At 54.2% G+C, this 12,368-nt stretch carries 12 protein-coding genes; 4 read left to right on the forward strand and 8 right to left on the reverse strand.

The window, feature by feature from the left end; genetic code table 11:
• The first annotated feature begins 323 nt into the window (after positions 1-323).
• Positions 324-1,988 (forward strand): methyl-accepting chemotaxis protein, encoded by a 1,665-nt coding sequence (gene tsr / locus IAE50_RS06135; protein ID WP_200579842.1) that lies wholly within the window; start codon positions 324-326, stop codon positions 1,986-1,988.
• A gap of 34 nt (positions 1,989-2,022) precedes the next feature.
• On the opposite strand, the gene opgB is transcribed toward tsr, so the two are convergent.
• The 7 genes from opgB to IAE50_RS06170 all read right to left on the reverse strand — a co-directional run bounded on the left by opgB (position 2,023) and on the right by IAE50_RS06170 (position 8,233).
• Positions 2,023-4,311 (reverse strand): phosphatidylglycerol--membrane-oligosaccharide glycerophosphotransferase, encoded by a 2,289-nt coding sequence (opgB, locus tag IAE50_RS06140; RefSeq protein ID WP_200579843.1) that lies wholly within the window; start codon positions 4,309-4,311, stop codon positions 2,023-2,025.
• A 219-nt stretch (positions 4,312-4,530) separates the two neighbouring features.
• Positions 4,531-5,268 carry a DNA replication protein DnaC gene (dnaC, locus tag IAE50_RS06145; RefSeq protein ID WP_023480325.1) on the reverse strand — a complete coding sequence of 246 codons (738 nt, stop codon included), beginning with the start codon at positions 5,266-5,268 and terminating at the stop codon, positions 4,531-4,533.
• Positions 5,269-5,270: 2 nt separating this feature from the next.
• On the reverse strand, positions 5,271-5,810 hold the full coding sequence (gene dnaT / locus IAE50_RS06150; RefSeq protein WP_200579844.1) for a primosomal protein DnaT: 540 nt from the start codon (positions 5,808-5,810) through the stop codon (positions 5,271-5,273).
• A 165-nt stretch (positions 5,811-5,975) separates the two neighbouring features.
• The gene (locus IAE50_RS06155; RefSeq protein ID WP_042715761.1) at positions 5,976-6,404 is read right to left on the reverse strand and encodes an organic hydroperoxide resistance protein; all 429 of its coding nucleotides are present in this window, start codon (positions 6,402-6,404) and stop codon (positions 5,976-5,978) included.
• A gap of 80 nt (positions 6,405-6,484) precedes the next feature.
• Entirely contained in the window at positions 6,485-6,940 is a 456-nt protein-coding gene (locus IAE50_RS06160) for a MarR family winged helix-turn-helix transcriptional regulator (RefSeq protein ID WP_042715760.1), read from the reverse strand.
• A 52-nt stretch (positions 6,941-6,992) separates the two neighbouring features.
• Positions 6,993-7,466, reverse strand: coding sequence for a threonine/serine exporter (locus IAE50_RS06165; RefSeq protein WP_124969984.1), 474 nt, complete (start codon positions 7,464-7,466; stop codon positions 6,993-6,995).
• Positions 7,457-8,233 carry a threonine/serine exporter ThrE family protein gene (locus IAE50_RS06170; protein ID WP_200579845.1) on the reverse strand — a complete coding sequence of 259 codons (777 nt, stop codon included), beginning with the start codon at positions 8,231-8,233 and terminating at the stop codon, positions 7,457-7,459. The genes IAE50_RS06165 and IAE50_RS06170 overlap by 10 nt, the downstream gene beginning before the upstream one ends.
• A gap of 528 nt (positions 8,234-8,761) precedes the next feature.
• Here IAE50_RS06170 and IAE50_RS06175 point away from each other — a divergent pair.
• Positions 8,762-9,493, forward strand: a complete 732-nt coding sequence (locus tag IAE50_RS06175; protein ID WP_369811826.1) for a LuxR C-terminal-related transcriptional regulator — start codon at positions 8,762-8,764, stop codon at positions 9,491-9,493.
• 20 nt (positions 9,494-9,513) lie between these two features.
• Positions 9,514-10,134, forward strand: a complete 621-nt coding sequence (gene bglJ / locus IAE50_RS06180) for a DNA-binding transcriptional activator BglJ (RefSeq protein ID WP_076770267.1) — start codon at positions 9,514-9,516, stop codon at positions 10,132-10,134.
• A gap of 50 nt (positions 10,135-10,184) precedes the next feature.
• Here the strand turns inward: bglJ and IAE50_RS06185 are convergent, their stop codons facing one another.
• Positions 10,185-10,643, reverse strand: a complete 459-nt coding sequence (locus IAE50_RS06185; RefSeq protein WP_042715755.1) for a YbaK/EbsC family protein — start codon at positions 10,641-10,643, stop codon at positions 10,185-10,187.
• Positions 10,644-10,979: 336 nt separating this feature from the next.
• On the opposite strand from IAE50_RS06185, the gene IAE50_RS06190 reads away from it, so the two are divergent.
• Positions 10,980-12,323, forward strand: a complete 1,344-nt coding sequence (locus tag IAE50_RS06190; RefSeq protein WP_023480312.1) for a PTS sugar transporter subunit IIC — start codon at positions 10,980-10,982, stop codon at positions 12,321-12,323.
• Positions 12,324-12,368 lie beyond the last annotated feature (45 nt).

The following is a 12,368-nucleotide window of genomic DNA, read 5'->3' on the forward strand; positions in this document are numbered from 1 at the left end:
ATCAGAAATAGGGAAGAGACGTGTGTGGTGTTAAACAGGACAAATGCTGCCCGCCATGATGGCAAATCACGCGCGTGAAAGGGGGCGATTTTGCCGAGCGGTTATATAAGCGCGGTGAGCGGTATCGAAGTGGGTCTAAGAGGTTTTACACTACAACTATTCCGAAAAATTATGTGAGCAAGATCACGTAAGATCGCAACAGGTTAGCCCACGTAACAAGCTGATGCCGCTATTAATATCCCTACAAAATAGTGCATTTAGCCATAAAGTTTTTCCCCGCCAGGCCGAAAATCTACTTACTATCTATAAGGAAAGAGAATGATATGTTAACGCGCATCAAAATCGTGACCAGCTTGTTACTGGTACTCGGATTATTTGGCCTTTTACAACTCACCTCCGGCGGATTGTTCTTTAATTCGCTAAAGCAAGACAAAGAAAACTTCACCGTCCTTCAAACCATTCGTCAGCAACAATCCACGCTTAACGGCAGTTGGGTTGCGCTGCTGCAAACCCGTAATACCCTGAACCGCGCGGGTATCCGCTACATGATGGATCAGACCAATATCGGCAGCGGCGCGACCGTTCCGGAACTGATGCAGATTGCCAGCACCTCGTTGAAACAGGCGGAAGTGAACTGGAATGCCTACCAGGCATTGCCGCGCGATCCGCGTCAGAGCGAAGAGGCGGCGGCGGAGATCAAGCGTAATTACGATATCTACCACAACGCGCTGTCAGAACTGATCCAGTTGCTTGGCGCAGGCAAGATCAACGAGTTCTTCGATCAGCCGACGCAGAGCTACCAGGATGGCTTCGAGAAGCAGTACACCTCCTACTTGCAGCAGAACGATCGTCTGTATGACGCCGCCGTGGCTGACAGTGAAAGCTCCTACGGTTCTGCCATCTGGATCATTATCAGCGTGCTGCTGGTGGTGCTGCTGGTGATCATCGCCGTGTGGGTCGGCATCAAACGTGCGCTGATCGCACCGCTGAACCACCTGATCGACAATATTCGCCATATCGCCGGTGGCGATCTGGGCCAGCGCATTGAAGTGCAGGGCTCCAACGAAATGGGCGTGCTGGCTGACAGCCTGCGTCATATGCAGGGTGAACTGGTGCGCACCGTCAGCGATGTGCGTAATGGCGCTAACGCGATTTACAGCGGTGCCAGCGAAATCTCCGTTGGTAACAACGATCTCTCTTCACGTACTGAACAGCAGGCTGCTTCTCTGGAAGAGACCGCTGCCAGCATGGAAGAGCTGACTGCGACGGTGAAACAGAACGCCGAAAACGCCCGTCAGGCGAGCAACCTCGCGCTGAGCGCGTCGGAAACGGCGCAGAAAGGCGGCAAAGTGGTGGATAACGTGGTGCAGACCATGCGTGATATCACCGCCAGTTCGCAGAAAATCGCTGACATCATCAGCGTGATTGATGGGATTGCCTTCCAGACCAACATCCTGGCGCTCAACGCCGCGGTGGAAGCGGCGCGTGCCGGTGAACAGGGCCGTGGTTTTGCCGTGGTTGCTGGTGAAGTGCGTAACCTTGCCCAGCGTAGTGCCCAGGCGGCGCGTGAGATTAAGAGTCTGATTGAAGACTCTGTTGGTCGCGTTGAAGTGGGTTCCACGCTGGTTGAGAGCGCCGGTGAAACGATGGATGAGATCGTCAATGCCGTTACCCGCGTGACTGATATCATGGGCGAAATCGCCTCTGCTTCCGATGAGCAGAGCCGCGGTATCGACCAGGTTGGCCTTGCCGTCGCCGAGATGGATCGCGTGACACAGCAGAACGCCTCGCTGGTGGAAGAGTCTGCCGCGGCGGCTGCCGCGCTGGAAGAGCAGGCCAGCCGTCTGACTGAAGCGGTTGCCGTGTTCCGCCTGATGAACGAGCAGCGTGCTGCTGCGAAAACAGCCGGTGGTAACAAAGCCGCGCCGGCGGTGCTGCCGCGTAAAGCGGTAGCGACCACTTCTGGCGAAAACTGGGAAACCTTCTGATTTCCCGCTGCGCCCTGCTCTGCAGGGCGCGCTTTTACCCTTCGCGTTTCACCACTTTTATCTCTACCAGACCAATCCCCAGCTGACGCGGCGCATGACCGAGGATATTCCCTTCATTGGTCGACTGCGGATCCGGCGGCACAATGACCAGCTTGTTACTGCCCGCGCTATTGGTGAAATGAAGCGTGGTGGTGCTCACCTCATGACTTAGCGTCAGCATCTGCTCTTCGTTACCGACACGCACCGGAATCGGGCGATTGGCATTATCACCAAACGCTTTCGCGGTGATCACCAGATCGAACTGCGCCGGTAGCGGCTGCTGGTACTCAATGGCCACCTCTTTGCCAAGCTGGGCATTTGACCAGCGTCCCCAGCTTTCCGGGCGTGAGATGCCGTTAAACTGTTTCACCTCTTCCGGCGCGCCCGCGACATTAAAGATAAAGCTGTCGGCTTTATAGCGAATGTCATCATCGAGGATCTTCAGCGTATCGACGCTCTTCTGGTAGCGGGCAGTATCGATAACTGTCTGTTTAAACGCCGTTTTACCGTGCCACTGCGGTTTATCGACGCGCTGCACCTGCTGTTCGCCGCCCAGTTGACCCTGCGAGACGCACCAGTCGGTTGAGAGCGCCAGCTCAGGAGCCCAGAGCCGCGCCATTTTGTAGCAGCGATCGACCCAGACAAAGTTGTCGCGCGGCGCGAAATCCGCCAGCTGGAAACGCAGCGGCGCGGAGTATTCACTCTCCGGCAACGGCTCGATTTTCTCCGACACGCGCACCAGCAGCGGCAGGCGGAACTGGCTGCCGGAGAAGGTGATGGTCTGTTTTTCACCATCGATGGTGAAATCCTTTATCTCTTTGGGGAAGTTCCACAGGCGGATGATATCTGGCTTCCACGCCAGCACCTTCTGCTTCATGTTGAGGAAGACGCCGGAGAGCGACTGCCCGGAGAGGCTGCTGCGACCGAGGCCGAGGAAGTTGTCGCCACCGAGAATATCGAGCACGGTCGCGCCATTATCCAGCGTGCTGCGCTTAATGCCGGAGAGATCCTGCTGCGGCTGGTCGCCACGCAGGACGAAGAAGAGATTGCTGCGATCCTGTTTGTTCAGGTATTTCCAGGCGCTGTTGTTCATCGCCAGATGATCGGACGAGACCACAATCACCGTATCTTTAAACCACGGCGATGCTTTTATCCGGTTAATCAGTCTGGCGATATTCTGCTGGCTGCAGGTCACCGCGCTGAATGACTGGTTCACCTTATCGTCATAACGGTAGCTTTTGCGCTCGCAGCCGCGGGAGATAAAGCCGTCCGGGTGGTGGGTGTCCACCGTCAGCGCAAACAGGGAGAAGCGCTTACCGGCGCGGGAGAGGGATTCATACTGCTGCCAGACGGTATCCAGCACCGTATCGTCGTAAAAGCCCCAGTCATTGCGGTAACTGGGATCCGCGGCCTGGTTTTTCAGCTCCTCGGCGCCAATCAGATGGTCAAAACCGTGGGATTTGAGGAACACATCTTTACCGGCAAAACGCAGGTTCGCCCCCTGAATAAAGTGGTTCTCATATCCGGAGTTTTTCAGAATATCGCCGAGGCAGAGGTTTTGCGGGAAGAAGCTGGAGACCGACGCGGAGGCATTGCCCTCGAACGGCGCAAAGAGCGGAATACCGCACTGCGAGGAGACCATGCCGGCGATGGTGTAATCGGTGCCGGGCAGCTGTTCGGTATGGCTAAAATCGAGGCTTTCGGCTTTCAGCGCGCCAAGCTCCGGCGTCAGTCCGGGAAATGCATCCTCATTAAAGTAGGTGCGCTCGAGGCTTTCGCCGTAGATATAGACCAGGTTCAGCTGCGGGTTGGGGATCTGCTTTGCAGGCACTTTGTACCAGGCGCCAAAATCGGGATCGCTTTCGCGGGTTTGCGATTTTACTAACTCCGTTATCTGGCGAAACGCCGGGCTGGCATCCACCGAGCCTAAGGCCAGCGCCAGCGCCAGCAGGCTGTAACCAAAATGGTGGGGCATATGGCGGCGACGGCGCAGCACCCAGCCGAGGGCACAAAAAACGGCAACCAGTGCCAGCACTAAGCCTGCGCCGGGCAGCAGATATTTGCCGATACCCGCGCCGGTCAGGCTGTTAGTCAGGGTGTAGATCACCGCATCGTTAATGCCGTCACCGGTAAAGTAGTTGCTGGCATAAAGGGTAATGTTTAATAGAACAAACAGGCCTAATACGAGAAGCGTGGCGCTAAACCACCACTTATTACGGCCCGCTTTCGTAGCATAAATCGCCACCGAGGCGATAAACAGGACAAGGGAGAGCAATCCGGACAACCGTTATTCCTCAAAAGCGCCAGAGATATTACTGGTCATGAATATTTGTAACAGGGGATATAATTTAATGACGATGTCACCTGCCTGCAATTGTAGTGTCATCTTATCGGCGGTTTATTCAGAATTGGTTTAGAAAGCGGGAAAGGTGATCGCTATCGCACAGCGTGAAAGGGGTAAAAACGCCGCATTGGGGATAACGCGGCGTTGAAGCCGCTGATTTTAGTACTCTTTACCGGTGACGCGGCTGCGGTAGCTGTCCCAGTTGAAGATGACCCACAAACTGTTGCCGAGACGCATGCGATCCATCACGCGTTCGCCGAGCAGCTTATTCATTTCGTCCATATTGCTGTTAGTCAGCATGCCGGTCGGGCGCTTTGAAGAGGAGCGGCGATCGACAATCTGGTTGATGATCACTTTTTCGTAGCGCGACTCGGTCTGCATACCGATTTCGTCGATCACCAGCAGATCGACGCTGCTTAGATCGTTCAGCAACTGCTCTTCGCTGCTTTCGCGGTTGCCGAAGGTCTCTTTCATCGCCGACATGATGTCCGCCACGGTGATAATCAGCACCGACTTACCGCGCAGCAGCAGTTCGTTGCAGATGGCGGCGGCGAGATGGTTTTTGCCGGTGCCCGGTTTGCCGGAGAAGATAAAGCTGGCGATGTTGCCATCAAACTCTTCGACATACTGCCGCGCCTGGCTGAGGGCGCGCATCTGGCCTTCCGTCTCGACGCGATAATTGTCAAAAGAGCAGTTTTGATGCAGAGGGCGGATGCCGGAACGGTTAAAGGTGCGCTGCATCTTCATGGCGCGGTTTTCACGCTCCAGCGCCGCTGAGCGCAGTTCGCCCTGCTGCTTTTGCCAGGCCATCAACTCTTCGCTGTTTTTGAACGCCGGTTCGACGTGAGCCGGGATCATCTTTTGCAGCCGCTTCATCAATTCGCCAACGTTTTTCATCGCTAACCTCGAAAGCCAGGTGGAATGTGGTTGTCCGGTGCAGAGAGCGTGTTGATATCGCGCTTCGCCGCGCCGCTCTGGCTGCTGCGCCCGATTTGCAGGCTGCGCGCCAGCTTCTGCTGCCACTGCACGTGGTGGAAAACTTTGCCTTCCGCCTGCCAGTAAGCGACAAACGACGCCAGCTCTTCCGGCGTGGCTGGCTGGGTGAGGGCGATGCCCCACAGCGCGGCCAGGCGCTGAAAATCGGCGTCTGGCTGCCAGCCCGGATACATAGCGAATTTGCCCATTGGCACGCTCACCGGCGCGGCGGCAGGCTCTTCATAGAATTGCGCATCAAGCGACACGTCGCTCGGCGGGCGCGAAAGCTGCGCTTCTAGCGCCAGTAGCTGCTCAAGGCGCTCGGCGGTGAGCGCGTAAAACGCAGGGCTGTTATTTGCAAATACGGCGACGGTACCGCCTTCCGCGCGCGCCAGTATCGCGGCGTTATCACGCATAAATTCATCAATGCCGATAACATTCGACGTCAGGATTCTGGAAGACATAACACGTTCTCAAACAGGGTAACGACAGAAAGAGTGGCGGGCGCAATATAGGCCGCCGACAGAAAGGCACATAGTAACACAGCGCGCGGAAAGGGGAGCACAGCACGAAAAAAGCCGGGTTGCCCCGGCTTTGTCATTTCCCAAACGTGCTGGCTAAAAAATGCGTTACGCGATGATGTTCAGCGTAACGTCGATGTTGCCACGGGTGGCATTAGAATAAGGGCAGACGATGTGCGCGGCGTCGACCAGTTTTTTGGCTTCGTCTGCGTCCATCCCCGGCAGGTGAATGTTCAGTTTGGCTTCAATACCAAAACCGGTCGGCAACGGGCCGATACCCACTTCACCTTCAATAAAGGCCTCTTTCGGCATGCTGATTTTGTCGCGGCCAGCCACGAACTTCATCGCGCCGAGGAAACAGGCAGAGTAGCCTGCGGCAAACAGCTGCTCCGGGTTGGTTACTTCACCGCCCGCGCCGCCCATCTCTTTCGGCACACCCAGTTTGACGTCGAGAACGCCGTCAGAAGAGGTTGCGCGGCCGTCACGGCCTCCGGTTGCTTTGGCTTTGGCAGTGTAAACAACTTTTTCTAAAGACATGACAGGTTCCTTATCATCTTGAGTGTTTGCTATAAAATAGCGTGCGATTTATATATCAGCATAAATCCCCGAAAGGGAATTTATGCCTGGTGAAACTGTTGGCGAAACTGCTCCAGCTGCTTTTTGACGTCATTCAGCGTTGCATCATCGCAGGCCACCGCGCAGCGTATCGCTTCCGGGATGGCTTTTGCCTGCTGCTGTAACTCACGGCCGCTTTCGCTCAGGGTGATAACCACCTGGCGTTCATCATGGCGCGAACGCTGGCGATCGATCAGCCCGGCGCTTTGCAGACGTTTTAACAGCGGCGTCAGCGTGGCGGAGTCGAGGAACAGACGCTCGCCAATCTCCGACACGGTAATATCATCTTTCTCCCACAGCACCAGCATGACCAGATACTGCGGATAGGTCAGGTTCATCGGCGTTAACAACTGCCGATAAAGCTTATGCAGCGCCAGGTTTGTTGAGTAGAGTGCAAAACAAAACTGGTTATCTAGCGCGAGCTGCTCATTCGCGGTGGATGTTGAGCTTTTCTTCATGTTTTTAAATATAGGTAGTGTGCGATTTAATTGCAAGATATTTTTAGGCGACTCAAACACGCGGCCGACGGCGGTAGATCCATAACCCCGGCAGCGATAATCCAATCGACAGCGCACCGACGATCGAGCAGGCCTTCAGGAAGTTGGTCAACAGCAGGATCATTAATGCTTCACTGTAGCCGACGTGGCTAATTTTTACCGCCGAGATCATTGCAGTGTAGGCTGAAATGCCCGGAAACATGGGAATAACCGCCGCCACTGTAAAGACCTTGGGGTGCGCCAGATACCAGCGCGACCAGCGGATGCCGATGCAGCCTACCAGCATTGAGGCGACGAACGTCGACCATTCGATATTAAAACCCCAGTGCATCATGGCAAACCGCGAGCCGTGGCCGATGGCGCCAAGCAGTGCGCACCAGCGCAGCGCGCGGTGAGGGACGTTAAACACCATCGCAAAGCCCACCGCCGGAATGGCGGCCAGCAGCATATCTTGTGCCAGTGCGTAGAAGAACGAGATTATATCCATCCGCGCAGCCCCCAGAGTGTCATCGCCATCACCACACCGATACAGGTCGCGAGTGTTAACAGGCTGGCAATCGCCCAGCGCGCCAGCCCGGTATTAATATGCCCTTTAAACATGTCGGCCACAGCGTTAATAAGCGGAAAGCCTGGCACCAGCAGCAGCACGCTGGCGGCCATCGCTACCGTTGAGGAGTGCAGAAAAACGGGCAGGGTGAGCAGCAGACCGGAAACGGTGGTGGCGACAAAAGCGGTAATGCAGAAGTTGATTTGCGGATGCATATGTCTTCCTGCCAGCAGCAGACGGACATACATCGCGATGCTGCTGGCGCAGAAGGTGATAAACGCACCGTCCCAGCCGCCGCGATTGAGTTTGCAGAAGCAGGCGCAGGAGAGACCGACCATCAGCGTCACCAGCCAGCGCGGATAGCGCAGCGGTTTTAGCTGGGTGAAGCGCTTCTCTACATCCTGAAGATCCAGCAGCTTATGCTCGGCGAGAATGACGATATGTTGCACTTCCGTCACCATATGCATGTTGATACCGCGATCGCTGCTTTTGCGCGTTGAGGTCAGACAGTGGCCCTCTTTAATGGTGGTTAACACGATGGCATTTGAGGAGATGAGGCTCTCGACTGTGTCCATGCCAAGCGCTTTCCCCAGGCGCGTCGACAGCTCCTCCACCAGCGCGCTCTCTGCGCCGTGCTGTAACAAAAAAAGGCCGCACTGAATACACAAGCGCGTAATGGTTCGCTGCGTTGAGTGGTCTGTTTGCATGCTTGCCCTGGTTATCTGGTCACGCCGCTCGCAAAGGGGGAACGGCACACCTCTTTTTAGCACAGGAGCGGGGGAGGCTGGCGCTAACGCAGATCAAGAAGTGTGCAATAAATCTGGATAATGATTTCGCTATGATTATTTACCACATCAATGTTTCTAGGAATATTATTATAAGGGCCATGTGAATTACGGCGACATATTACGGATAATCCTGGTAAGCGTTAATATTCCTAGTTTACATCTGCGATTAAATATTTATTAAGGTTATTGATCTTTTATTAACCATATACAATTTGATTATATTCTTTTAATTATTTTATTTTTAATAAGGCACTAAGTATTTGAAGAGTCGTTGTGCTATGTTGTCACGCACGTTGGCAATATTATGATTTTAAATATTTATATTAAATTGCTAATCATAAATTCCAACAATTCTTATAACGGCTGGTTCGGAACATTATTGTTAATTTACGCATTATTGGTACCGATTGAGTAAATACTCATTACGAGGATTGATAGAGAGCGCAAATGGAAGCGGAGGTTTTTATGCTATCACCAGGCGGCAATCACGGGATTATTATTAGCCAGGCTCCCGTACTTAGGGCCGGTATTGGCAGCATATTTGAGCATCATTTTCCTGAGTATCCGGTAACGCATTACGCCACGATAGAGGAGGTCACGCTGCCGCAGTTAGCGGATAGCAGCTTGGTTATCATTGATTTCTCCGGTGGGTTGCGGTCTGCGCAGCAGCGCTGTGAACACTACTACACCTTGATCTCGCAATGCGATAAAACGCGCTGGCTCTTCTTTATTTCCCCGGAATTTTATCCTGATGCGGTGGACTTTTTAATCCAGCCGCAAACCATGCTACTCGCCGATATTGAGCCTATCGACAGTGTGGTTAATGCGCTACGCGGCGGAGAAGAAAACGCTCCTAAAGTGAGCCCTACGCTACTTTCTGCGGTACGGCAGCACTGTGCAGAGACGCCAGCGCCGCGAAAATTACTCACCTTTTCGGAAAGGAAAGTGTTACGCCTTCTTGGAAAGGGGTGGGGAATAAACCAAATCGCCATGTTGCTCAAAAAAAGCAACAAAACCGTCAGCGCGCAGAAAAATAGCGCAATGCGACGATTATCACTGCGCAGTAATGCAGATTTGTACACGTGGATTAATAGCCATCAGGGTATGAAAGAGCTGAATTTAGGATCAGCATATGGAGACCATAATGAATGGAAAACATTAGCCAAGCGGGACATGTAGCCATCATTGAAAAATGCATGATGAGTCGGGAAGGGTTGCAGAGTTTATTCAGCGAGCCCGTTTTTGCAAACTACTCTTTTCATTTTTTTAAGGATCATATTGCCTTTCGGCAGGCATTAAAAAAGTCTGCCTATTTCTCGGTCATCTATTCGCTTTTTGGTCAGCGTAAAGAGCGGCGCGAATGCCTGATGTGTCTGCATCTGCTCTCGCTCTCCTGCCCGGACGTTCAGCGCATCGTGCTGGCGGGAGATGACAGAGAAGCGCGGCTGGTGGGGCACCTCTCCCCGTCGCGGCTGCACGGCATCTTGAGTAAATCATCAGAGTTGCCGATGCTGCTTGAGCAACTCACCACGCTGCTTGGCGAAACCCGGCGGGTTAACGAGAACATGATTAATCATGGCTACGTCAGCCAGTTTCGTATGTTAAGCCCAACCGAAAGGGAGATTTTGCACTATATGACGCGGGGCTTTTCCATTGCAGAGATCGCCTCGCAGCTGGACCGCAATGTGAAAACCATCCGCGCGCACAAATTTAATGCCATGACAAAATTGGGCGTGACATCCGATGTCGGTTTACTTGATGCTGCGGATATTTTGACCTGGATTCCGCCCAGCACCCGGGCGGCATCAGAGCTGATGTAACGCTCGCTTCATTGCGCGTAAGCGCCAGGACCGGGCCTGGCGCAGCAACACTACAGGCAAACGTCAATCCACTTTGCGGAGGTCAGCGCCGCCATGCGCTCCGGTGAGATACGCACCGCGCTGTGAATCGCGCCCGCCGCCGGTAACACTTCCGGGTACTGTTTGAGCGAGACATCGCAATAGACCGCCAGCGGGGTTTCCAGCCCAAAAGGGCAGACGCCGCCGACCGGATGACCGGTAATCGTGACCACTTCATCACTGCTCAACATCCGCGCTTTTGCGCCGAAGGTGTTTTTCAGTTTTTTATTATCAAGCCGGGCATCACCTTTCGCGACAACCAGAATGACCTCGTTTTTCACCTTCAACGACAGCGTCTTGGCGATCTGGCCCGGCTCGACACGATGGGCCGCCGCCGCCAGCGCAACGGTTGCCGTACTTTGATTGAGTTCAATAATATCGATATCAGGGGCGTTATCGGCAAAGAATTGCCGCACGGACTGCAAACTCATGATGTTCTCCTGCGAAAGACCGCAGCTAATCTGTCACAAGCGAGTTATCTCTGTAAATAATCCATCATGACAAACCGCTTACATTACGTTTCTCGATCCCCTTCACAATCGCAGAAACCGGTTACATGAACCAGTTGCAGTGTTCTCAGGGCAGGTTAATACTCATTTTGTCACTCCCCCTGACCCTAAAATAAAAAGAGCCTCTTATGAAACCTACCCTACTCAGTTGTAATGCTGGTCCGCTCATCAGCATGGTTTCAACCATCCGAAACCGATCGCGGCACGGCTGCACCGCTGCTGTTGCCATTACCTTGCAACTCTGACAGGAGATCGACGATGTCTGCTAACCATGCTGCGTTTAACCTTATCTTTCGGTTTATTGAAAACTATGTCAGCCCGATAGCCGGGCGTATCTCTTCCCAGCGCCACGTTATGGCCATCCGCGACGGCTTTATCTCCGCGATGCCCTTTATGATCGTCGGTTCGTTTTTACTGGTGTTTGCTTACCCCCCTTTTTCGCCGGATACCACGTGGGGTTTTGCCCGCGGCTGGCTGGATCTGGCGAAGCAGTATGAAGGGCGGATCCTTACGCCGTTTGATATGACCATGGGGATCATGTCGATCTACATTTGCGCCGCTATCGCCTACAACCTCGGCAAGCACTACGCGAAGTCATATCAGCTTGATCCCTTTATGTGCGCGATGCTCTCGCTGATGGCGTTTTTACTGGTTGCCGCACCGAAAACCAGCGGTACGCTGCCGGTGGACAGCCTTGGCGGCACCGGGATTTTCACCGCGATCCTTGTGGCAATCTACTGCGTGGAGATGATGCGTTTTCTGAAGGCGCACAACATTGGCATCCGCTTGCCGGACCAGGTGCCGCCGATGATCAAGAACTCCTTCGATCTGCTGATCCCGGTGCTGGTGGTGGTACTGACGCTCTATCCGCTCAGCCTGCTGATTCAGTCTCAGTTCAATATGCTCATCCCGCAGGCGATCATGGCGCTGTTTAAACCGCTAGTCTCGGCGGCAGACTCGCTGCCTGCGATCCTGCTGGCGGTGATCATTGGTCATCTGCTCTGGTTTGCCGGTATCCACGGCGCAGCGATTGTCTCCGGCATGCTGCAGATGTTCTGGCTGACCAACCTGGGTATCAACCAGAGCGCGCTGGCGCAAAGCGCGCCGCTGCCGCACATCTTTATGGAGGCGTTCTGGACCTTCTTTATTGTGATTGGCGGGTCGGGCGCAACCATGGGGCTGGTGTTCTGCTACCTGCGTAGCCGCTCGGTCCATCTACGATCGATTGGCCGTCTCAGCGTTGTGCCGAGCCTGTTTAACATTAATGAGCCGGTGATTTTCGGCACACCGATTGTGATGAACCCGGTGTTCTTTATCCCCTTCCTGCTGGCACCGACGCTCAATGCGATCATTGCCTGGGCGGTGATGAAGATGGATCTAATTGGCCGCGTGATTTCAGTTGTACCGTGGACCGCGCCCGCGCCGATTGGTGCCGCGTGGGCACTAGGCTGGGATTTCCGCGCTGCCGTGCTGGTTCTGCTCCTCGCCGCGATCTCGGCGGTTATCTACTATCCCTTCTTCAAGGTGTATGAGAAGCAGCTGCTGGAGCAGGAGGCGGAAGAGGCGCGCCGCGCAGAAGAGGAAAATCGGCAGGTTGCCTGAGACAAAAAAGGGGCGAATCATCGCCCCTTTGCTATTCCAGCATAC

This window comes from Kosakonia sp. S42 (genome assembly GCF_016624785.1).
Classification (GTDB): Bacteria; Pseudomonadota; Gammaproteobacteria; order Enterobacterales; family Enterobacteriaceae; genus Kosakonia; species Kosakonia cowanii.